20 protein-coding genes are annotated in these 21,058 nt (G+C 59.5%); 13 read left to right on the top strand and 7 right to left on the bottom strand.

Annotated features, from left to right (window positions below):
- Nucleotides 1-3: 3 nt before the first annotated feature.
- The 11 genes from WCZ84_RS08785 to WCZ84_RS08735 all read left to right on the top strand — a co-directional run bounded on the left by WCZ84_RS08785 (nucleotide 4) and on the right by WCZ84_RS08735 (nucleotide 11,056).
- Nucleotides 4-1,095, top strand: a complete 1,092-nt coding sequence (locus tag WCZ84_RS08785) for a methyltransferase (RefSeq protein WP_372685893.1) — start codon at nucleotides 4-6, stop codon at nucleotides 1,093-1,095.
- Nucleotides 1,096-1,155: 60 nt separating this feature from the next.
- Complete coding sequence (locus WCZ84_RS08780) at nucleotides 1,156-2,277, top strand: DegT/DnrJ/EryC1/StrS family aminotransferase (protein ID WP_372685892.1); 1,122 nt, start codon at nucleotides 1,156-1,158, stop codon at nucleotides 2,275-2,277.
- Complete coding sequence (locus WCZ84_RS08775; RefSeq protein ID WP_372685891.1) at nucleotides 2,274-2,993, top strand: WbqC family protein; 720 nt, start codon at nucleotides 2,274-2,276, stop codon at nucleotides 2,991-2,993. Before WCZ84_RS08780 ends, WCZ84_RS08775 begins: the two co-directional genes overlap by 4 nt.
- Nucleotides 2,990-3,148: a hypothetical protein gene (locus WCZ84_RS08770; protein WP_372685890.1), complete on the top strand. Its 159-nt coding sequence runs from the start codon at nucleotides 2,990-2,992 to the stop codon at nucleotides 3,146-3,148. Before WCZ84_RS08775 ends, WCZ84_RS08770 begins: the two co-directional genes overlap by 4 nt.
- Before the next feature lie 169 nt (nucleotides 3,149-3,317).
- On the top strand, nucleotides 3,318-4,367 hold the full coding sequence (locus WCZ84_RS08765; protein ID WP_372685889.1) for a hypothetical protein: 1,050 nt from the start codon (nucleotides 3,318-3,320) through the stop codon (nucleotides 4,365-4,367).
- On the top strand, nucleotides 4,367-5,080 hold the full coding sequence (locus WCZ84_RS08760) for a class I SAM-dependent methyltransferase (RefSeq protein WP_372685888.1): 714 nt from the start codon (nucleotides 4,367-4,369) through the stop codon (nucleotides 5,078-5,080). The genes WCZ84_RS08765 and WCZ84_RS08760 overlap by 1 nt, the downstream gene beginning before the upstream one ends.
- A gap of 48 nt (nucleotides 5,081-5,128) precedes the next feature.
- Entirely contained in the window at nucleotides 5,129-6,322 is a 1,194-nt protein-coding gene (locus tag WCZ84_RS08755) for a glycosyltransferase family 2 protein (protein ID WP_372685887.1), read from the top strand.
- Nucleotide 6,323: 1 nt separating this feature from the next.
- Entirely contained in the window at nucleotides 6,324-7,100 is a 777-nt protein-coding gene (locus tag WCZ84_RS08750; protein ID WP_372685886.1) for a glycosyltransferase family 2 protein, read from the top strand.
- A 28-nt stretch (nucleotides 7,101-7,128) separates the two neighbouring features.
- Nucleotides 7,129-8,421 carry a sugar transferase gene (locus WCZ84_RS08745; protein ID WP_372685885.1) on the top strand — a complete coding sequence of 431 codons (1,293 nt, stop codon included), beginning with the start codon at nucleotides 7,129-7,131 and terminating at the stop codon, nucleotides 8,419-8,421.
- A 71-nt stretch (nucleotides 8,422-8,492) separates the two neighbouring features.
- On the top strand, nucleotides 8,493-9,437 hold the full coding sequence (locus tag WCZ84_RS08740; RefSeq protein ID WP_372685903.1) for a glycosyltransferase family 9 protein: 945 nt from the start codon (nucleotides 8,493-8,495) through the stop codon (nucleotides 9,435-9,437).
- 5 nt (nucleotides 9,438-9,442) lie between these two features.
- On the top strand, nucleotides 9,443-11,056 hold the full coding sequence (locus WCZ84_RS08735; RefSeq protein ID WP_372685902.1) for a phosphoethanolamine transferase: 1,614 nt from the start codon (nucleotides 9,443-9,445) through the stop codon (nucleotides 11,054-11,056).
- Here WCZ84_RS08735 and WCZ84_RS08730 read toward each other — a convergent pair.
- The 5 genes from WCZ84_RS08730 to WCZ84_RS08710 are packed head-to-tail and all read right to left on the bottom strand — an operon-like array spanning nucleotide 10,996 to nucleotide 16,257.
- Nucleotides 10,996-12,324, bottom strand: coding sequence for an O-antigen ligase family protein (locus tag WCZ84_RS08730; protein WP_372685884.1), 1,329 nt, complete (start codon nucleotides 12,322-12,324; stop codon nucleotides 10,996-10,998). The genes WCZ84_RS08735 and WCZ84_RS08730 overlap by 61 nt on opposite strands.
- A 22-nt stretch (nucleotides 12,325-12,346) precedes the next feature.
- Nucleotides 12,347-12,913, bottom strand: a complete 567-nt coding sequence (rfbC, locus tag WCZ84_RS08725) for a dTDP-4-dehydrorhamnose 3,5-epimerase (protein ID WP_372685883.1) — start codon at nucleotides 12,911-12,913, stop codon at nucleotides 12,347-12,349.
- Nucleotides 12,910-13,803, bottom strand: coding sequence for a glucose-1-phosphate thymidylyltransferase RfbA (rfbA, locus tag WCZ84_RS08720; protein ID WP_372685882.1), 894 nt, complete (start codon nucleotides 13,801-13,803; stop codon nucleotides 12,910-12,912). Before rfbA ends, rfbC begins: the two co-directional genes overlap by 4 nt.
- On the bottom strand, nucleotides 13,800-14,864 hold the full coding sequence (gene rfbB, locus WCZ84_RS08715; protein ID WP_372685901.1) for a dTDP-glucose 4,6-dehydratase: 1,065 nt from the start codon (nucleotides 14,862-14,864) through the stop codon (nucleotides 13,800-13,802). The genes rfbA and rfbB overlap by 4 nt, the downstream gene beginning before the upstream one ends.
- Nucleotides 14,865-14,883: 19 nt before the next feature.
- Nucleotides 14,884-16,257, bottom strand: coding sequence for a DUF6056 family protein (locus WCZ84_RS08710; RefSeq protein ID WP_372685881.1), 1,374 nt, complete (start codon nucleotides 16,255-16,257; stop codon nucleotides 14,884-14,886).
- A 127-nt stretch (nucleotides 16,258-16,384) separates the two neighbouring features.
- Here WCZ84_RS08710 and WCZ84_RS08705 point away from each other — a divergent pair, with 127 nt between their 5' ends.
- Together WCZ84_RS08705 and WCZ84_RS08700 are read left to right on the top strand one after the other, a co-directional pair.
- The gene (locus WCZ84_RS08705) at nucleotides 16,385-18,433 is read left to right on the top strand and encodes a phosphoethanolamine transferase (RefSeq protein ID WP_372685880.1); all 2,049 of its coding nucleotides are present in this window, start codon (nucleotides 16,385-16,387) and stop codon (nucleotides 18,431-18,433) included.
- Between the two features lie 60 nt (nucleotides 18,434-18,493).
- The gene (locus WCZ84_RS08700; protein ID WP_372685879.1) at nucleotides 18,494-18,925 is read left to right on the top strand and encodes a hypothetical protein; all 432 of its coding nucleotides are present in this window, start codon (nucleotides 18,494-18,496) and stop codon (nucleotides 18,923-18,925) included.
- Nucleotides 18,926-19,018: 93 nt separating this feature from the next.
- Here the strand turns inward: WCZ84_RS08700 and WCZ84_RS08695 are convergent, their stop codons facing one another.
- Both WCZ84_RS08695 and WCZ84_RS08690 read right to left on the bottom strand, forming a co-directional pair.
- Nucleotides 19,019-20,737, bottom strand: coding sequence for a DUF2326 domain-containing protein (locus WCZ84_RS08695; protein WP_372685878.1), 1,719 nt, complete (start codon nucleotides 20,735-20,737; stop codon nucleotides 19,019-19,021).
- 64 nt (nucleotides 20,738-20,801) lie between these two features.
- On the bottom strand, nucleotides 20,802-21,058 hold a 257-nt coding region (locus tag WCZ84_RS08690), incomplete at its 5' end, for an ABC-three component system middle component 8 (RefSeq protein ID WP_372685877.1).

Below are 21,058 nucleotides of genomic sequence, written 5' to 3'. Positions count from 1 at the left end.
GTAATGGCTATATCTGAAGTACCTATGAAGCCTTCTGGCCAGGGCGTTACGGGGTCAGCAGAGGCACCGCAGGACGCTATTCGTCGTATGGCCGGTGGGTTTGTCATGACACAAGTATTGCATACGGCAGTTTTGGCTGGAGTTGCTGACGGTATTGGTTCGACTCCTTGTGACTCGGGCGAACTGGCTCAGCATCTTCAGCTTGATCCAGTTGCATTACGGCGTTTCATGCGCATGATGGTAGTCTTGAACCTGCTTGGGGAAACCGATGATGGCCGTTTCCAGCTTACGGAGGTCGGTCGTATACTACGCGCAGATCACCCGGAATCGATGCGTGATCGTATACTGTACCTTGGCGCAATCCATTATCCTGCTTCAGCGTCTGCTTATCATTCGCTTAAAACTGGTCAGCCCGCCTTCGACCATGTGTTTGGGCTCGATTATTTCAGCTACTTGAGTCAGCATTCCGACTTGTCTAGGTATTTCAACGGACTTATGCAGGATTCAGTTCATCGTCGTATTTCTGGGATACGGAAAACCTATGATTTTTCTAGATTTGAGCATATCGTTGATATAGGTGGTGGCAATGCCGCTCTTCTGATCGCGATTCTTTCTGAAAGCCGCTGTGCACAGGCGACTTTATTTGACGCGCCTGGCGTAATCAGCGAGGCTCGAATACGTATTGCCGACGCTGGTTTAGAACGAAGAATAAGAGTTACAGAGGGGGATCTGTTTGATGGTCCCTATCCACAGGGTGGTGATTTATATATATTGTCAAATATTATCCATGATTGGGACGACGAGCGTTCGAAGGTCATATTGCGTCATTGCAGACAATCCATGGGGAAGGGCAGTACGCTGATTCTGATCGAAGAGATTTTGCCCAGACGTGTGAAAGAATCCCCTGCAACAATTGCGAATGATTATTCTATGCTGTTGCTAACGGGCGGCAGAGAAAGAACAGCGGAAGAATATCGCATGTTAATAGAAGACGATGCGGATTTGCGGCTCAATCATATCGCGCCGTTCGGCTTAGCCACGAGCGATCCTGATCGCGCTGGTAAGTGGGCGATCATGGAATGTCGAGTCAGATAGTATCCTGCGAATGTGTTATTTTAGTGTTTGCCATAGGTTGGATTTCAGGGCAGATTTAAAATGAAAAAGCAACCAGTCATACATGTGACTCAGCCTGTTCTCCCGCCTCTGGAGGCATTAATGCCCGCATTGAAAAAAATGTGGGCATCCAGAAATCTGACAAATGGCGGAGAATTTCATGAACAATTCGAAGATGCCTTATCCCAGTATCTGGGCGTAGAGCATGTTTCACTATTCACGAACTGTACCGTTGGCCTGATTGTGGCTTTGCGTGCATTGGATTTGTCTGGTGAAGTCATCACGACACCGTTTTCATTTGTGGCCACTGCGCATTCGCTGATGTGGAATCACCTGCGGCCAGTGTTTGTGGATGTTGATGAGCATACCTTGAACATCAATCCAGATTGTATTGAGTCAGCGATTAGCGCTAATACCGTGGCGATCATGCCGGTTCATGTATATGGACAGCCGTGTGACGTCGAGGCAATTGACGGATTAGCCAAAAAACACGGATTGAAGGTGATCTACGACGCAGCGCACGCTTTCGGCGTCAAGATGGCTCATCGCAATCTATTCGCGTACGGTGATGTATCTGTATTGAGCTTTCACGCGACCAAGGTTTTCAATACTTTCGAAGGTGGAGCTGTGGTTTGCCGCAGCAGACACATGAAGGAAAAGATCGATAGGCTCAAGAATTTCGGCATCATGAACGATGGTACTGTGGGAGCCTTGGGCTTGAACGGAAAGATGAGCGAATTCAATGCTGCACTAGGGTTGGCTCAATTGAACCTAGTTGAGCAATCTATCGTTAGTCGCCAGCGGATGGATACGGCGTATCGGAAAGGCCTCGCGGATGTAAGATCAATCGAGTGTTACGAATGGAGACATGGCTGTAAGCCTAATTATGCGTATTTTCCGATACGCGTACGATCAGGTTATCCGCTGACTAGGGATCAACTCTTCGAGGTGTTGCTCCAGGAGGGTATACGTGCGCGACGCTATTTCTATCCGTTGATCAGCGATTCTACAGTGTATGCGGATTTGCCGTCAGCACACCCTGATGCGCTGCCTGTGGCGCAACAGGTTGCCAATGAAATATTGTGTTTGCCAATATACCCTGATTTGTCTCAATCAGACGTGGAACGCATTATTTACATTATCCGACAGCAGGGTAGTCTATGACACGCTTGGCCGGCATGCAGCCTTATTTTTTTCCTTATATTGGCTATTGGAGATTGATTCATTCAGCGGATGTTTTTGTGCTGTTCGATGAGGCACAATACATGCGCCAGGGTTGGGTCAACCGTAATCGTATCCTGATGAATGATGGAACTTGGCGATATATTATTGTACCGGTCATACGTCATGCACGACGGACGGCGATCAAGGATGTACAGATCGCCACAGACACCAATTGGCATAGTAAGATCCTGAAGCAGCTTGGTGTGTACAAGGTGTCGGCTCCGTATTTTGACGAAATATATGGCTTTGTAGATTCGTTATTGGCAGAGGCTGAGGACGAAACCATCGGCCATCTAAATTGCCGATTGATTAGGCAAATTTGCGATCTACTGACTATAGATACTGATATTGTCGTATCTTCAGAATTCTCTTTTGATTATTCTGCTGTAGATGGGCCGGGTGATTGGCCATTGGTACACGCACTGGCGTTTGGGGCGACCGAGCTGATCAATCCAGCAGGTGGTTTTGCGTTACTGGATGAAAGCAAGTTTAGGGCCCATGGGATTCGACTAACGTCGATGCCTGCCACGGAGGTCGTTTATGGGCAACCGCATCGGTCCCTGCAGTCATCGCTGTCGATCATCGATGTGCTTATGTATAACGGCGTCTTGGGTACACGTAAATTATTAGATATACATGGAAGAAGTGCTCTATGACAATACCTCGATTCGACGCTTTGGAGGCAGTCAACCTGTTGCTGGCCGATCAGGGGATGATGGTACGCAAGGGCACGATCATGGATGCGGCGATCATCGAGGTGGGTGGTTTCATCAGGAACGTGACGGGCACGTGGCATTCCGAGATGTACTAGACCAAGAAAGGTTAATCAGTGGCACTTTGACATGGAGGCGCACATCGGGGTGGATATGACCAGCCTAGTGCACATCGTCGTGGGCACAGCTGTCAACTTATGAAATTCGGGCTGATCGTGCCGCTTGAATGAACCGTCAAAGTGACTTGATCGGACCGCCCCTAAGACGATGGACGCAAAAGGCATTAATAGGGCAAAAACAAAAGGTATGCTTGCAAGAACTATTACTCAGAGGAGCGAGTCGGAGATCGGTGGTTATTTTGAGCTGGATTTGGCTGATTACGGTGACCCATTTCCACGGCCTTACCTGAAATTTCAGTCGGCTCGCGCTGCGTTGCGCGCCCTTTTGACGGGATCCCGGTTTCGGGAGTGCTGGGTTCCAGCGTATGTTTGCAACTCGGTTCTTGAGTCTATTCAGGCTGCTGGCTGTACACCGCGATATTATTTTCTAGATTACGCACTGCGTCCGGTTGTTTCTGAGCGAATTCCAGAATATGCGGCGCTTATTTATATTAATTACTTTGGCTTATCCAACCCGCCTCTGTCAGAGTTGCTGCTGAAGCTGACGCTAGACCAACTTATAATCGACAATACGCAGGCGCTGTTTGCCGATGATCATTGTGCTTTTGGGGCCATTTATTCGCCGCGCAAGTTTGCTGGACTGCCGGACGGGGGGCTCTTGCGCACACGATCGGCCCACGTGCAGGCACCGGCCGTGGAAGACACCCATTCGATGGCCCGGATGGTGCCACTGCTGATGCGCATGTCAGGTTCGGCCCGGGAGGGCTACCAGGCATTCCTCGAGGCCAACCGGCAGCTGGAAGACAGTACGCCTTTGGCGATGTCGCGCCTGAGCCGCAGGATCCTGCGCAGCATCGACATGGCGCAGCTGCGGGCGCGGCGACGGGCGAATTTCATGCGCCTGGCCGCGGCATTCAATAGGGTGAACCGGGTGTACTGGCACATGGAAGAGACGACAGTCCCCTTGTGCTATCCTTTACTGTTAGATCGTCGGGTGACCTGTATAAGAAAATCACTCGCACAGCATGATGTGTTCGTGCCAACCTACTGGGAAGAGGCGCGCGAACGGGTGGCCGGCCACGAGGCCGAAGAATGGCTGCTGGATCATTGCCTGGCCTTGCCCTGCGATCAACGATATTCAGACAGGCAGATGGATCACTTGATCGACGTGGTGCGCCGCGTGCTGCAGGGTCCTTGATGGGCCCATCCTCATGGTTGACGAACATGACTACTTATTGGAAAGACCGTTATAACGTATTGGCCGAGAAATTCGCGGATGCACCGTTGCGGCAGGTGGAAAGAACCGTCAATGGCCAGGAAGTTAGCGATGTGCAGATGAATTTAGCGATCGATGCGGTCGTCCAGTCGCTTAATCTGCAGCTATCGGACTGCGTGGCCGATCTGTGCTGCGGCAATGGCCTGATCACCAGGGCGGTGGCGCCGAGGGTCCGTGCCGTGACTGGGGTGGATTTTTCAGAAGGTCTGATTCACTACGCTCGGCAGCACAGCGTGGCCGATAACATCCACTATGAGATTGCCGATGTGTCGCGCCTGCCCAGCAAGTTTTTCCACGGCATGAACAAGGTGTATCTGCGCGACTCGGTGTCGTGTCTGGATACGGAAAGCTTGTCACGTCTGTTGCACGCGATTAGCCAGTCGGGCACAGTCGAAAAGTTCCATATAGGCGGTGTGCCCGATGCCGGCAAGCTGTCGGTCTACTACGATACCGACGAGAAAATGGCGTATTACCAGAAGCTGAAGGCCGAAGGGATCCCCCACATTGGCACGTGGTGGGGAAGGGATGAATTTATCGGCTTGGTCGAGGCCCAGGGGCTGACGGCATCCATCTGCGAACAGTCCGAGCAGCTAACATGTGCGTATTATCGCTTCGACTGCCTGATTGGGCGATAGGCCCTCTCGTATTGTCGGCCGGCCGGCGCCTGCCGCGGTTTCTTGATCATGCCCCGAGTATCCGTCCTCCTTACCTCGTACAACCATCAGACGTTCATCGAGCAGGCCATCCAGAGTGTGCTTGGGCAGACGTTTTCTGACTTCGAGCTGTTGATCCTCGATGACGCCTCTACCGATGCGTCGTGGACCCTGATCAGCCGTCAGACTGATGCGCGCATTCAGGCGCGTCGTTCAGACCGGCCTGCACAGATCATTTCCATGGTAAACCAGGCGATCACCGATGCTGCCGGCGAATACATCGCCATGCACCATTCCGATGATGCCTGGGCGCCGGAAAAGCTCGAGCGGCAGGTGGCCTGGCTGGATGCGCACCCCGACGTGGCCGCTGTGTTCACCTGGGTGCAGATGATCGACGAGTATGGCAATAAGGTTCACAGCGAGTGGCTGAACCGGCCCCATCGGTCCCGCTGGGTGCTGCTCAGGAATCTGTTCGACGGCACCAATGCCCTGTGCCATCCCAGCGTGCTGATTCGCAAGCGCTGCTACGAAAAGCTGGGTGCATACCGCTACGGGCTGGCACAGACGGATGATGCGGAAATGTGGTCGCGCGTGCTGCAGCATTATCCGGTGGATGTGTTGCCAGAGCGATTGACACTTTTCAGGCGCTTTAGCAATCGTTCCAACATTAGCGGTGAGCGCGCCGATGTGTTCATACGCATCAGCAACGAGTGGAATATCCTGCGCCAGAACTACTTGGCACTGGCCTCGTTCGATGATTTTGTCCAGGTGTTTCCCGAGTTCGAGTCATGGCGTCATCCGGATGGCTACCACCTGAAATTCCTGCTGGCCATGGCTTGTGTGACCTCTGCACAGCCCAATGCGTGGCAGCTGGGCCTGCGATGGCTCTACGAGGTAGTCAATGATACGGCCAGCCGGGAGTCGGTCGAGCGCCTTTATGGCTTTTCCGACATCAGCTACATTTACCTGGCCGGTGTTTTGGACAGCTACATGGTCAAGGCCGCCAGCCAGCATATGTTTGTGCTCGATGGGTGTCGGCTGGCGGATGACGGCGTCATGCCCGGCTATCCCGAGCTGGAGGTCCGGCTGATCCAGCGAAACGAGCGGCTGCAAAAGGCCATGGACCGGCAGGCCTGGTGGTTCTGGCGCGCGCATCGGCGCGGCGTTCGGTTCGTGCGCCGCGTACGCTCGAAGGTCGCCAGAACGCTTGCACATAGGGTGTGAGATGTCGTTAGCCGGCGCATCGTCCCGCTTGCCACTGGTCTCCATCGTCATGCCGGCCTGGAACGCGCAGGCCACGCTGGCCGAGGCCATCGCGTCGGTTCAGGCGCAGACCCTGGCCGACTGGGAACTGCTGGTGGTGGTGGATGCCGCCACCGATGACACCCTGGCGATCGCGCAGGCGCATGCCGAATCGGACGCCCGTGTCGGTGTGCTGGTCAACCCCGTCAATCGCGGGGTGGCTGAAACCCGCAACCGGGCGCTGGCCGAAGCGCGCGGCGAGTACGTGGCGTTCCTGGACAGTGACGATCGCTGGCATGCGGACAAGCTGGCACAACAGTGTGCCAGCCTGCAGGCGACAGGCTGTGCCATCAGCTACACGGCGTATCAGCGCTTTGGGGCGGAAGGAGTGCTCAACCGGGTGACCCCCGTGTTGAGGGTGACATTTCATGACCTGCTGCGTGGTAATGTAATTGGCTTGTCCACTGGGATGTTGCGGGCAGGCCTGGCCCGGGAGTTGCGCTTCGCATCGATCGGGCATGAAGACTATCTGTTCTGGCTGCAGGCCGTACAGCGCGCAGGCGAAGCCCGGCGCGTGCCAAGCGAGCAGCCGTTGGCAGATTACCGCGTGCAGGCGGGCTCGCGTTCAGCCAATATCTGGCGCAATGCGGGTTGGCAGTGGCACATCTATCGCCATCACTTGGGCCTGTCCTGGCCCACGGCGGCGGGGTTGATGGGTCATTACGCGGCACGGGCCTGGGCCAAACGCAGGGCATCCTGATGGGCGTTTGCAAGAGGGTTGTTAGGATATGCCACAGGATACGTCAGCCACTTCGCACGCACGGCGTCATTCGCGCTGGTACGAAGTCTTGTTGTTTTCAGTGCCGTGCCAGCTGCTGGCGGGCCTGCTGTGCTGTGTGATTCTGCCCTCCTTGTGGCTGTGGGATGTTTCCCAATGGCAACACCTGACGCAGAACCGCGTCAATACGCTGTGGGCGGCTGGCAGCGCCTGGGTGCTGTCGTTCATTTTGCTGCGGCGCTTGTCCACGTTCGTGGGCGGGCATGTGTGGGCCCACATCGCGCCCGTCGTCTCAGGCGTGTATGCACTCTCGTTTGCAGTACTGTTTTTTACGCGCAGCAGTTATTCACGCTCGGCATTGCTGGTGGCCTGGGGACTGGCGCTGCTGTGGTGCTATTCCAGTTATTACATCGGCCGGCGCTACCGGCGCCTGAAATTCGCTATTTTGCCCATGGCGGATACGACGGCGCTGCAGCCCGCGCCCAATGTCGAGTTTCGGCACTTGCAGGCGCCTGACCTGCAGGGCATTCGCTACGATGGCATCGTGGCCGACCTGGCCGGCACCAGCATGACGCCCGAGTGGGAACGCTTCCTGGCGCGCTGTATCCTGGCGCACATCCCGGTGTTCAATGTGCGCCAGGTGGTCGAAGGGCTCACGGGCCGTGTTCAGATCGACCACCTGTCGGAAAACGAGGTTGGTACCTTGCTGCCGGCGCCCCTGTACGTGATCAGCAAGCGCCTGATCGAGATGGTGCTGGTGATCGTCAGCCTGCCATTGGTGCTGCCGCTGATGGCCGTCGTGGCGCTGGCCATCCGGCTCGACAGCCCGGGCCCGGCCTTGTTTGTGCAGAACCGGGTGGGCTTGGGCAACCGCGATTTCCGTATCTTCAAGTTCCGCAGCATGGTGGTGGATGCCGAGGCCCGCGGGGCGCGCCTGGCGGGCAATGACGATGACCGCATCACGCGGGTGGGGCGCTTCATTCGCAAGACCCGCCTGGACGAGCTGCCCCAGCTCTTTAACGTGTTGCGCGGCGACATGAGCCTGATCGGCCCACGGCCCGAGCAGCGGGTATTTGTCGACCGCTTTGAAGAAGAGATCCCTTTTTACATTTACCGTCACGTCGTGCGCCCCGGGATCACCGGCTGGGCGCAGGTGATGCAGGGTTATGCGGATGACACCGAGTCCACGCGCATCAAGATCCAGCATGATTTTTACTACATCAAGCATTTTTCTCTATGGTTGGATTTGCTGATTCTGTTCAAGACGGTGCGCATCGTGCTCACGGGCTGGGGGGCGCGATGAGCCAGCCGGCGGCGCCCGGTCTGGGGGACGACGCGGCGATTCGGCGGCTGGCGCCGCGCGACCTGGCCGACATGGCCCGGGTGCGCGAACAGGTCGAGGCCAGCCAGCGGGTGGCGGTGCTGTTGGCGCCGCGCCTGGGGGATTCGCTGCTGATGCTCACCATTGCGCACAACCTGCAGGCGGCCGGGCGCGAGGTCTGTGTGTTTGGGGATTATGCCCAGGGCCTGGCGGATTGGCTGCCCGGGTTGGCGCTGCGCCTGGCACTGGCCGAGGCGCAGGCCACGCAGGCCTTGCAAGGGTTCGATCTGGCGCTGCAGATGCACGTTGATTGGCCATTCGACCTGCACGCGCACCATCCACGGGCCTTGTATTACGATGGCCTGGTACGGGTCACGGGGCGCGATTTCACCAAGCTGGACCAGATCGTGCGGTTCTGTCACTACTATCTGGGCCTGGCGCAGGCTACGGCCGACAACGGCATGCGCGCGCCCGATCCGTCGGCATGGCGCTGCCACCCCCAGCGCGTGGTGATTCATCCAACGTCCACCGGGGCGCAGCGCTGCTGGGCACCGCAGCATTTCAGGGCGCTGGGCCTGCGCCTGCAGGATCAGGGCTTCGAGCCGTGTTACATCGTCTCGCCGGTCGAGCGGCCTGATTGGCTGTGGGTGCGCGATCTGGGCCTGGGTTTGCCCGAGCTGCCGTCCTTGTCGGCCGTCGCCCGCTTTATTCACCAGTCGGGCTGGTTCATCGGCAATGAATCGGGCATTGGGCATTTGTCGTCCAACGTGGGGATTCCCACGCTGTCACTCACCGGGCGCCCCACGCGCACGCGCTGCTGGCTGCCGGCCTGGTCGCCGGCGGCTTTCGTGTACCCCCGGTGGCTGATCGGCGGGCGTCTGCGGGACCGCTACTGGCGTAACGCCTTGCGGCCCGCCGAAGTGCTGCGCGCGTTTGCACGGTTGCGCAGGCAGGTCGAGGGCGGGCTGCAACGTCCGGCACACGGGTCGGAGGCGTGACGGTGATGGCCCGGTGGGCGCGCTCGCCGGTGGCGCTGGCGATCACGTACCTGGTGTTTGCCATCCTATGTGCAGCGCTATATCGCAAAGTGCACGTGCCCATAGGGTACAGCCTGTTGACGCTGCTGGTCGCCCTGGGGTTTCTCGTGCGGGGCTGGCGGTGGGTTACCCTGGCGTTCACAGGCCTGGTGGCACTGCTGCTGGGGCTGTATTTTTATGCGTCCAAGCTGTTGGGCCATCAGAACCCGCTCAAGCTGATTCCCGACTTGGTGGCCATTCTGGCCGATACCAACGCGGGCGAGGTCGCAGCGGGCCTGGCGAACCTGGGCAGCAAGTATGAATATCTGAGCGCTTTGTTCCTGCTGGGTATCGTGCTGCTGTTCGGGCTGGCGCGGCGCTGGGGGGCGCGCATCCCCGCGGGCCGCTGGGTGGGGCCGGGGCTGCTGGCCGTCTCGGCGGCCTCGATGGGCGGCCTGTTGTGGGCCGATGGTTTCCTACTGCACAGAGTCTATGCCGGTCTGTGCGAGGCGCAGCAGGTATATGCCGACAATCTGCAGCGCATTCAGGCCCGGGCCCGTTTTCAGTGGGGGGCGGAGCCAGGCTATGGGGGGCAGGATACCGTGGTGCTGGTGCTGGGTGAAACGGCGCGGGGCGACCGGCTGGGCATCAATGGCTATCATCGCGACACGACGCCGCTGCTGGCGCGACAGCCCGACCTGATCAGCTTCACCGATGCGATTTCGAACGCGGCCTATACGCTGCAGTCCACCCCCGTGATCCTGACGCGCAGCCTGGCGGCGCTCGACGGGCGGATCTATCCTGAAAAATCATTGATCACGGCCTTCAAGGAGGCGGGCTACGACACCTACTACGTCAGCTACCTGGGCCCGCGCCATGGGGGTGACAGTGCGGTCAACCTGATTGTGAATGAGGCCGATCATTACGTGCACAGCGAGCCGCCCAAGGGCGAGTTGGCCGATCTGGCAGGCTTGCAGGCGGTGCAGCGTATTCTGGCGGAGGACGCGCCGCGCAAGTTGATCGTCTTCAAGATGATCGGCAGCCATTTCAATTACCAGGATCGTTATGATGACCGTTTCGAGGTCTTTGGCCCGTCTTACCGGCAAGTACCTTATGGATCACCCACGGCCGCCGACAAGCCGATCTTGGACAATACCTACGACAATACGATCCTCAAGACGGATTACGTATTATCGCAGCTGGTGGACGCCCTGAAACGCACGCCGGGCCGGGCGTCGCTGTCGTTTATTTCGGACCACGGCACGGCGATTTTCGAAGATGGCCGCAGCCTGTACGGCGGCCAGACCCCCTATAATTACAGCATCCCGCTGCTGTTCTGGCTCAAGCCCGGTTATTTCGACGATGAGCGCCAGGCCAGCCTGGTGGACAACAAGGATAGGCCAGTAGACAGCACATGTTTTCTGGATACCGTGCTGACGCTGGCCGATATCCGTACACCGCTGCACAAGGGGTGCGACCTGGCCGCCGGCCGTCTCACGCCCATGACACGCCAGGTGGTCGCCGGCAACCGGCTGGTGGACTACGACCGCGAGATCCGGCCCGCGTCCGTCACGCTGTTGTCCGACAAGGCCATGAAATAAGCCACGCACAAGGTGTAGAAGGACACCGTGCGCATGCTGCGAAACAAGGTTTCGGTTAGCCCGAAGATCAGGAAGCCCAGGCAGACCGCCAGGCCCATGGCGGCCGCCGCGCGTGTCGCCGGCGGCCCGGCGCCTAGCAGGCGGCGGGCGAATACCCAGGCGGGGCCCAGGTAGATCAGCAGCAGCGCCAGGCCGCCCGGCCAGCCGAAGCTGGTGAGGTAGAGCAGCAGGTCATTGTGCGGTTCACCCCAGTTTTCGGCGACCTGCGGGGAGACCAGGCCCAGGGGCAGGGATTCGGCCACCAGGTAGTCATTGAAGTGGCGCTTGGAGCCCGTGCCCGCCCAGGGGCGTTTGGCCAGCATGTCCAGCGACGAACGCCACAACTGGAGGCGGATGCAGATCGACGTATTGGCCGTGCGCTGGTCGCCCGTGCAGGTGGTGGCTTCTTCATAGGCTTCGGCCACGCGATCCTGCACGGTGCTGTTGAAGGCCAGCAGCGCGCCCACGGCCACGACACCCAGTATGGCCGCCGCCAGCAGGCGCGTCGGCTTTTGGGGCGGGATGAATAGCGCGGCGAGAATGAGTATGAAGATCGGGATCGCCATCCAGGCCGTGCGGGTTTGCGTATAGATTACGGCCACCAGGGCGGCCAGCGCCAGAAGGACGAGCAATGCCCGCACCCCGACTGGCTGCGCGCCGGCCGGCTGCGCCCGGCCCGGCAGGGCCGGGATCCGCCACAGGGGCAGGCGCAGGGCGGCGACACAGAGGGTCATCAGCAAGGCCGTCAGGCTGCCGTAACCGACGGCGTTATAGATAGCGCTGGTTTGCGGGCGGCCGGTGTCTTCGACGGGGGCCAGCACCAGGATATAAGTGGCCGCTACGGCGGTGGCCGCCAGAAAGCCCCACAAGCCCCAGCGGGCCTGCGCGTTGCCAATGCTGCGGTAGGCCAGCAACAGCACCCAGAAGCCCAGGAAAAACCGCAGGGCGACTTCGAGATCCAGGCCGACCAGGCGGCCATGCGCCAGGGCGGACCAGAGCACGGCCAGCGTGGGGGCCGCCATGCAGATCAGCACGCCGCGATGGTGGCGGCTGATCGGGCCGGCCCCGGCAAAGCGCCGCAGCGCAAGCAGGATCAGGCTGACCAGGGCCACGCCATAGAACAGCCCGCTGGGGATCGTCTGGCTGCTCATGATGGTGATGGGCATGAGTGCGGTCAGCGCGACCAGCAGCATGGAGAGATGCCAGTGGGCCTGGGACGGGGCGTTCATTGTTGGGGGCCTCGGAAAAGGGTCATGGATGGCGGCGGGTGGGATCGGTCCATTGGGCCAGTAGCTGGCTCAGGGTGGGATGCTGCCGGTCTTTGGCGGATAACAGGGGCTGGTCGATCGGCCATGCGACGGATATGTCCGGACAATTCCAGGCCAGGCCGCCTTCGTCGTCGGGGTCGTAGTAGTCGGTGCATTTGTAGGTCTGGTCGGCTTGCTCGGATAGTACACAAAACCCGTGCGCATAGCCGGGCGGCACCCATAACTGGCGGTGGTTGCGGTCGGACAGCTCGATGCCCACGTGAGCGCCCAGCGTGGGCGAACCGGGGGCGATGTCCACTACCACGTCGTAGACGGCGCCGCGGGTCACGCTGACCAGCTTACCCTGCGGCCGGGCCTTCTGAAAATGCAGCCCGCGCAGCACGCCCCGGCGTGAGTGCGAGTGATTGTCCTGCACGAAGGCCTGCATGATACCCGCCTGCTCGCGGTAGCGCCGGGCGCTGAAGGTTTCCATGAAATAGCCGCGCGCATCTTCGAATACCTGTGGTTCGATGATGAGCACGCCAGGCAGGGCCGTGGCCGTGACCTTCATGCGCTGGCCTCTTTGGCATCGTTGGCCTCATTGACCAGCTTCAGCAGGTACTGGCCATAGCCGGTCTTGGCCATGGCCTGGCCCTGGGCCAGCAGCTGGTCGCGCCCCAGCCAGCCCTGGTGGAAGGCGATTTCCTCCAGGCAGGCCACTTTCAGGCCCTGGCGCAGCTCGATGGTGCGCACGAACGCGCCGGCATCCTGCAGGCTGTCGTGCGTGCCGGTATCCAGCCAGGCGAAGCCGCGCCCCAGAATGCTGACTTGCAGGTCGCCCACCTGGAGATAGGCTTTGTTGATGTCGGTGATTTCTAGTTCACCGCGCGCCGAGGGCCGGACCTGGCGCGCCAGGTCGATCACCCGGTTGTCGTAGAAGTACAGGCCGGTGACGGCGAAGCGGGATCTGGGCCGGGCCGGCTTTTCTTCGATGGACAGCACCCTGCCTTGTTCGTCGAATTCAACCACGCCGAAGCGTTCGGGATCGGTCACCGGGTAGCCGAAAATAGTGGCCCCCGTGGTGCGTGCGGCCGCTTCGCGCAGCATCTGGCCAAAGCCGTAACCGTAGAAAATATTGTCGCCCAGGATCAGGCTGACGGGATCGCTGCCGATGAAGTCTGCGCCAATGATGAAGGCCTGGGCCAGGCCGTCTGGCGAGGGCTGTTCGGCATACGACAGGTTCAGGCCATAGCGGCTGCCATCACCCAGCAGTTTCTGGAAACTGGGCAGGTCGTCGGGGGTGGAGATCAGCAGGATATCCTGGATACCCGCCAGCATCAGCACCGACAGCGGGTAGTAAATCATGGGTTTGTCGTAAATGGGCAGCAGCTGCTTGGAGATGGCCTGCGTGATGGGAAACAGCCGGGTGCCCGAGCCCCCGGCCAATACGATGCCTTTCATGGCGCCACCCCCAGCCGGCCCAGCCGGTAGTCGCCGCTGAGTACGCGCTGCCACCAGCCGCGCTGCGCCAAGTACCAGGCCACCGTCTTGCGCAGGCCCGAGTCGAAGCTTTCCTGGGGCTGCCAGCCCAGTTCGCGTGCGATCTTGCCGGCGTCGATGGCGTAGCGACGATCGTGCCCGGGCCGGTCGGCCACGAAGTGGATCAGGTCGGCATACTGCCGCACGCCCTGGGGCTTGCGCGGCGCCAGCTCTTCGAGCAAGGCACAGATTTGTTGCACCACGTGCAGATTGGTGTGCTCGTTGTGGCCGCCGATGTTGTAGCACGCGCCAGGCGCGGCGTGGGTGGCCACGTGCACCAGGGCTCTTGCGTGGTCTTCGACGTACAGCCAGTCGCGGACCTGGCCGCCATCGCCGTATACGGGCAGGGGCTGGCCGTGCAGGGCGTTGAGAATCATGTGGGGGATCAGTTTTTCCGGAAAATGATACGGCCCGTAGTTGTTCGAACAATGGGTGATCAGCGTGGGCAGGCCGTACGTGCGTTGCCAGGCGCGTACCAGATGGTCGGCACCCGCCTTGCTGGCCGCATAGGGCGAGCTGGGGGCGTAGGCGGTGGTTTCCATGAACAAGCCGCTTTGCCCAGCCAGGTCGCCAAAGACTTCGTCGGTGGATACCTGATGGAAGCGAAAGCGCGCCTGGCGTGTCGGGGACAGGGCCGACCAATGGTGCCGGGCGGCTTCGAGCAGTATGTGGGTGCCCAGGACGTTGGTGTGCACGAAGGCTTCGGGGCTGTCGATCGAGCGGTCTACATGCGATTCGGCGGCCAGGTGCAGGATGATGTCGGGGTCGAATTCGCTCAGGCACTGGCGCATGGCGGCGGCATCGCAGATGTCGGCCTGCACGAACCGGTAGCGGGGGTGGTCGGCGACGCAGGCCACGGATTCCAGGTTGCCGGCGTACGTCAGTTTGTCCAGGTTCAGGACGGCATGCCGGGTGTGTCCGATCAGGTGGCGCACCACGGCCGAACCAATGAAGCCCGCGCCGCCCGTAACCAGGGTGCGCAGGGCCGCGGGCGGGCCCGGGTCATCGGGGTGGGGCGGTGGCGAAATGGGGGGGGTGTTCGACATCATAGGGGCCCGTCACTGGGTGTTCAACGATTTCTGCTTGCGTGCCATAGTATGCCGCAATGGCGTCCTGGTTGAAGAACGTGTCGAATCCGTCGCGCGAGTTCAGCAAGGGGCTGAAATAATAGCCTGGGATATCGATGCGATGGGCTTGCTTGGCAATGCCCTGCTGGATCAGGGCCACGCGCAGCCGGTCTTGCTGGGCGGTGCCGTAGTACGCGCGCACCAGCAGGCTGAATGACACCAGCCATTGCAGGGCGCACAGGCCCAGCCCCAGCGCCAGCAGCCGTGGGCGCCTGAGCGCGCCGGGCTGTACGGCCTGGTGCCCCATGACGGCGACGGCCAGCAACATAAACAGAAAGCCGCCCTGCAGGGTGCGCTTGGGGTAGGCGGGTGCGAACACCAGCGCCAGGTTGGCGATGCAGGCCAGGGCCACCAGAAGGCCGATGCGCCGTATGACCGCCCGCGGCAGGCGGATACAGGCCGCGCCCCACAACAGCACCAGCGCCGCTTGCCAGTATTTGGCCATGGCATCTGGAAAACGGCGCCACAGGTGATATTCGATGCGCCACGCCAGCGGGGCGTCGTACCATTCGCGATTGCTGGGGTGGGCGGCCCGAGCCAGGTCGCCAGGCGAGAGCACCAGGATGGCGATGCCGATGGCCATGCACAGCAGCCAGAAGGCCGGCCATCCCCACGCCCGCAGTGATGGGGGGCCGTCCGGCCGCTCGCGCTCGCTTTGTATGCCGAGCCAGGCCAACATCAGCCAGGCGGTGGGCGCAGTGTTTTCGTTCGTGCATCCAGCCAGTACGGCCAGCACGGCCAGCGCCAGCCCCTTCCACAGAGGTTTTTTTTCGTCTTGCAGGATGGCTACGAAGGCCAGCGCGAAGCCAAACAAGAGGGCGTGCGTCCACAGATAATTGGCCGCGCCCACGATCCAGAACGTCGTGTGCCCCAAGCGAGGGTTGTTCACCCAGTACAGGATGAACACGAAAAGCAGCACGCGCGGGTCGGGCACCCACGAGGCCTTGCCGGCCAGGTGCTGACCCAGCGTGCTCAGGATCCAGACCAGGGCCAGCAGGGCCAGGGTGTTGACCGCGTCGGCCCAGTGGGATCCCCAGCCCAGCACCAGACTGGACAGCGTGTCGGCCACCAGCCGCCCGCTCCAACCCAGATAATGCCCGCGGATGGCGTCCCAGGACACGCCCTTGGTGGCGTAGCTGTAGTCGTCCGACGACATGGGGGCCAGCCAGTTGAGCACCCCGGCGCTGATCAGGATGACCAGGCAGACCGCCGTCAGAAGATGAGTACGGGGTAAGGCCGCGGGTGTCATGTGTGTCTGTGTATCAACATGTTATGATGTGTACCGCCCGTGGCGGCAGAGCGGCAAAAACATACCAAAGAATACAGCCTCTTGCGGCATCTCTTCCAGAGTTGGAGTCATGGGCCGGATCATTACATTGCTTGCAGTTTTCATCACCCTAGCGGCACTCTGTTATTTTCAGCTCGTGCCGCTGGGCGACTATGGGGGGTCTATCGTATCTGGCAGAGGGGCCGCTGCCATCGCAAAAATGCTGTCCCTGCCCTTGCTGTGGACAATGTTCTTCCTCATATTATGGGTACGGGGCGCTGTGCTGGTGGCCGTGCTCTCGTGCCTGTTCTTTCTGTCCTGGGTTTTTGCAGAGACCGTGACGTTCGGCACCTTGCCATTTACAACCCTGGTGGCGTATGCAGCGCTCTCGTTTGCGCTGGCCTTGTCCCTGTTGATATTGGCCCGCATCAAGAATGCCCACTTGCGCTTCTTTGGCGTCTTGACGGTGGCGGTCGTCGTGGTGGTTGCTTTGGTTATCCCGGCTGTGTACATCACGTATTACTTCAGTGCCGGGGTGCCCATCAACCAGGACGGGCTGTTTGCCATATTTCAAACCAATCTTGACGAAGCCTGGCAGTTTGTGTCGGGGTTCGTTTCGTTCAGGTATCTCGTCGCAGTACTTATCGTCATTGCCACGATAGCGGCCTTGATTTGTTTAGCCGCGACGCCGCGGATCCAGGGGGTCAGGCCCACTCTGGCTTTGCTGACGATCTGCGTGCTGGTCGTGTTTCCCAGTGCCGGAACCAATGTGCTGAAAGTCTTGAGCCAGCCGGTCCATGCGGCCATGGAATACCATGAGGAACTGGTCGAATTCCGCGATCTTCAACAGCGCCGGTCGCGTGGCCAGGCGCCGCTGGACGCCGCAAAAAAGGGGCGCGGCGAAACCTATGTCGTCGTCATTGGCGAGTCGCTCAGCCGCCGGCACATGGGGCTGTATGGATACTTTCGGGATACCACGCCCAGATTGTCGGCTCTGGCCGGGTCTGGCGAAGTTATCGTGTATGAAAACGCATTCAGCAATCACACGCATACCATCCATGTGTTGTCCCAGGCCTTGACCGAGTCCAACCAGTTCAACGGCAAAGGCTACTTCAAGTCGGCCTCGCTGGTGGATCTGGCCCGCGCCACAGGGTTCGAGACGTATTGGTTCAGCAACCAGAACATGATGGGGCCCTGGGATAACCTGGTGTCCATCATCGCTCATGGCGCAGATGCGTTGGTCGGCATCAACAAGATGATTGGCCCGACAGCGGATGCGACCACCTTCGATGGCGAGCTGGTACCCCTGGTCGAAAGTGTCCTGGATTCGGATACGGGGGGAGAAAACAGAATCCTGTTTGTGCACCTCATGGGCAGCCATGAAGATTATTGTGCGCACACGCCGCCAGAGTTCGGCGTCTATGCCGATGCGGCACGGCGTCGTGGCGACTTCGGTGTCCGTATGATGGACGACCCGGTCATATGGAACAGCGTGAACTGCTACGACGACAGCGTTCTGTACAACGACGAGGTAGTCTCGAAATTGTTGGGGTTGCTGATGCGCCGGCCCGATGAACCGTCGGCCTTGGTGTATTTTTCAGATCATGCGGATGATGTTTTCGGCGGCGTGGGCCATGATTCCAGCCGGTTTACGTTCGCGATGACCGAGATCCCGCTACTGTTCTGGACGTCCAGCGGCTATGAGCGTCGGTACCCGGGCAAGGTACGCAATATCCGGGCGCATCGCTCGCGGCTGTTCACCAACGATCTGATCTACGATACCGTGGCCGGCATGGCGGGCATCCGCAGCAACACCACGACACCGGCCTATGACCTCACCAGCCGCCAGTTCCATCTGGATCCGCAGGACGCGCTCACCCTGCACGGCCGGCAAGCATTGCTGGATGACGGCAATGCCGCATGGTGGCAGCCGTACAATCAGGCCCTGTTGGATACCCTCGGGCAGGCGGACCGTGTCGTGCCCCGCAGGGTGGCTTCGATCGGAGCGTTGCATGATGTCTGGGCGGCGGGTTTCCGGTCCTTCGAAATCAGGCTGGTATTCGATGCGGCGTCCGGCACGTTCGTTGCCGGTGACGGTGCCGACGACGCAGCAGATAGCGTACCCTTTGCCGCGTTTCTGGACTCGGTCGACAGCTAGGCCATCCGGAAAATATGGGTCGACGCCGGCGGGCTCGATTCCCAATACCTCGACAGCGCGTTGGCCAGGCTCGACCGGCTGGACGGCAAGTACTTTCTCAAGGTGCGGACGGTCATTGAAGCCAGCGGTCGCGGGGATGCAGCACGGCGTATCCATGCGGCAGGGTGGCGCACGGCCGCCCGTTTGCCCGCGGTTCGCATCCGCGCCGCGCTGGATTCGGACGACCCGGGCCGGGTGGGCGTATTGGCGCAGCGCATCGCACAGCGGCTCGAGCGGCAGGGCATCGCCGATGTGGCGTTCGATGCCCGTCTCTATCCGTTCGTGAAAACGCAGTTGGCGCCCCGCCTGCCCGATACGGCGACCTATCACGTGCGTGGGGGGCCAAGTCTGGCCAGCGGCGCGTTCCTTGAGGCGCTCGAGGCCAACCCGGCCTTCCAGGACAATCAGGTTCGGGCGCTTTTCGTGCCATTCGAGTCACCGTTTGCCTGGTGATGAGGATCCGTAAGTCCCCTTTTCTGTGGTGCTGGAAGCTTTGTGCCACTTTGCTGATCTTCTTGACTAGATGATCGATTTGCGCCTATCCGCTTACCAAGCCTCCATCTTGAAAAGCCTCCCGTGCTCATCCTCATCGTGCAATGTGGCCACAATCTCGTCGGGAGAGAACACAGGCGCGTCGTCTTTGGCACGCGCTGGCAGGTCAGAATCAATCAATGTGATGATGGGCTGAAGGCCCAGATCAGCGTACCGTCGAATGACTGCCAGCAGATTTTCCTTCTTGCGATCGTCCAGAGACTCGAACACGCCGTCATGAAAGACGAAGCGCGGGAACTTATCGTCCAGGTGTGCGCGCAAAATTGCCAGGTCAAAAGCGATGCACAGAAGCTTGCGGTACGTATGCCCTAGGTCGGCGCTGGTTGCGTTGCCTGAACCATCCAGGATTTCTGCCTTGAATTCCAGATGCCCCGTTTGGTTCGGGGAAACGCTGAGCAGCGCTTTGCGGTCGATCACTTCCTCGACAATCTCATTGAAAAAAACGCGGATCGCCGAGAACAAACTGTTCTGATCAGAGTTCTGCTTCTCGACATCCGCCTCGATCTGGGTCTGTAAATGCCCGCGCTCTTCGGCCAATGCCCTGATCTCGGTTCTCAGCGCCTGCAAACGATGCAAAAAGTCGCGTTGACGCTCCAGTGAAGTGATGTCAGCGCGCAGCGTCACCAACTCGTCCGTGACCTGCTTGTACTTGCCGAATACATCCGTGCCGCTTAGGAACGAAAGCATGTCCGAGCGCTTCTTGCCTAGGGTATTCAGTTCCGCATTGACGCGTCTCAGTTCGGTTTCAATTTCTGCGCGTTCTTCCTGCAGATAGCCGCGGCGTTCGTCAGTGATGGCTCGATTGAAGGAAATCAATTGCTGGAAGTCCTTCTTGATCTGCCCCTTGAATAGGACGCCAGCCTCCTCGAAGATGCGTTGCGCTTCATCGGGGTTAAAAAGGATCTGATCTTCTTCCAGCGAGGCAATGATCTTCTTCTGGTTCTGGTTGAGCGAGTAGCGCTCGGCATTGAGCAACGCGATGCGTTCGTCGATGTCGTCGACCAACTGCTTGGTGCGGTCTTTGTCCTGAGCGCGAAAGTCGAAGGCGTCAAGTAGTTTCTGTTTCTTCTTGGCTTCTATCAGCTTGAGCAGCAAGATGCCTTCAATCTTGCTGATGTCCTCGATGGAACCGCCCAGCTCGTTTTTGACGGTCTGTGCGGTGGATTGCTTTTCCGCGAGCTGCTCTTCCTTCGCGTAGTGCTGCACCACGAGCTGAGCGTCGAAGCCGAGAATGTGAGCCAGAAAAGGCTTCCAACTCGAATGCGCGGCTGCGAACTTGCCCAGATGAAACACGTCGCGGAAATCGTCCTGAGAACGCAGCAGATAGCCCAAGCCTTTGCGAAACGACCAAGGCTTGAGTGCGCGCCAGTCGAGCAATCCATCCAGCAGTTCACGCGCCCGCTCGAAGGGCATGTTCTGGTGATCCCACTCTGCCAGCGGCAACCCAGACAAGTCTTGATGCCCGGCCTCATGGCGCTTGAAACTAATCTTGGTCGCTTCTTCCACACCGCGCCGGATTGTTACGAAAGAAGCATCTTCCAGCTCGACTTCCAGGAAAAAGATAAAGTCCTGGAACAATCCGGCGTGTTTGAAAAGAAAGAACCGGGGGTCGCGCTTGGCAAGGAAGCCAAAGTCGAGCAAGCGCCCAAGGGTCGTCTTACCCAGGTTATGGGTGTCCTTATTTCGATTCTCCGGCAAGCGAATTTCAGCCATGATGACGTTCAGGCCCTGTATGAAATCCACGGACTCGAACAAGCTGGGCTTATTGGAATACAGTCTAGACAGTTTCATTTGGCCCCGTGTACTCAATGGCGTCGGTTTTGGGGTGATACTCGATCAGGCCCATGAGATACAGAAAATTCAGTGCGGGCAAGAACAGCACGTCTCCGCCGACGGCACTTTTTTTTGCGAATCTGCGTAGCACGTCATATTCATCTACGCGCCGAGCTTTCAGGCGAGCCAACAACAGCAACGAGACGTGGATGACCGTGCGATCAGGATGAGAGTGCTTCGTCGGCCTCAGCATCGCCCGCC

The organism is Castellaniella sp., assembly GCF_041675725.1.
In the GTDB taxonomy this organism is placed as follows: Bacteria; Pseudomonadota; Gammaproteobacteria; order Burkholderiales; family Burkholderiaceae_B; genus Castellaniella.
The sequence above is the reverse complement of the archived record's forward strand: the minus strand, read 5'-3'. Positions and strand labels throughout refer to the sequence as shown.

Excerpts from the sequence above, each read along its gene's own strand:
- rfbC (WP_372685883.1), bottom strand. The coding sequence starts at position 12,913 with ATGAAGGTCACGGCCACGGCCCTGCCTGGCGTGCTCATCATCGAACCA.
- WCZ84_RS08735 (WP_372685902.1), top strand. The coding sequence starts at position 9,443 with ATGGCCCGGTGGGCGCGCTCGCCGGTGGCGCTGGCGATCACGTACCTG.
- WCZ84_RS08750 (WP_372685886.1), top strand. The coding sequence starts at position 6,324 with ATGTCGTTAGCCGGCGCATCGTCCCGCTTGCCACTGGTCTCCATCGTC.
- WCZ84_RS08770 (WP_372685890.1), top strand. The coding sequence starts at position 2,990 with ATGACAATACCTCGATTCGACGCTTTGGAGGCAGTCAACCTGTTGCTG.
- WCZ84_RS08745 (WP_372685885.1), top strand. The coding sequence starts at position 7,129 with ATGCCACAGGATACGTCAGCCACTTCGCACGCACGGCGTCATTCGCGC.
- WCZ84_RS08755 (WP_372685887.1), top strand. The coding sequence starts at position 5,129 with ATGCCCCGAGTATCCGTCCTCCTTACCTCGTACAACCATCAGACGTTC.
- rfbA (WP_372685882.1), bottom strand. The coding sequence starts at position 13,803 with ATGAAAGGCATCGTATTGGCCGGGGGCTCGGGCACCCGGCTGTTTCCC.
- WCZ84_RS08710 (WP_372685881.1), bottom strand. The coding sequence starts at position 16,257 with ATGACACCCGCGGCCTTACCCCGTACTCATCTTCTGACGGCGGTCTGC.
- WCZ84_RS08695 (WP_372685878.1), bottom strand. The coding sequence starts at position 20,737 with ATGGCTGAAATTCGCTTGCCGGAGAATCGAAATAAGGACACCCATAAC.
- WCZ84_RS08740 (WP_372685903.1), top strand. The coding sequence starts at position 8,493 with ATGGCCCGGGTGCGCGAACAGGTCGAGGCCAGCCAGCGGGTGGCGGTG.
- WCZ84_RS08785 (WP_372685893.1), top strand. The coding sequence starts at position 4 with ATGGCTATATCTGAAGTACCTATGAAGCCTTCTGGCCAGGGCGTTACG.
- WCZ84_RS08775 (WP_372685891.1), top strand. The coding sequence starts at position 2,274 with ATGACACGCTTGGCCGGCATGCAGCCTTATTTTTTTCCTTATATTGGC.
- WCZ84_RS08760 (WP_372685888.1), top strand. The coding sequence starts at position 4,367 with ATGGGCCCATCCTCATGGTTGACGAACATGACTACTTATTGGAAAGAC.
- WCZ84_RS08780 (WP_372685892.1), top strand. The coding sequence starts at position 1,156 with ATGAAAAAGCAACCAGTCATACATGTGACTCAGCCTGTTCTCCCGCCT.
- WCZ84_RS08765 (WP_372685889.1), top strand. The coding sequence starts at position 3,318 with ATGGACGCAAAAGGCATTAATAGGGCAAAAACAAAAGGTATGCTTGCA.
- WCZ84_RS08730 (WP_372685884.1), bottom strand. The coding sequence starts at position 12,324 with ATGAACGCCCCGTCCCAGGCCCACTGGCATCTCTCCATGCTGCTGGTC.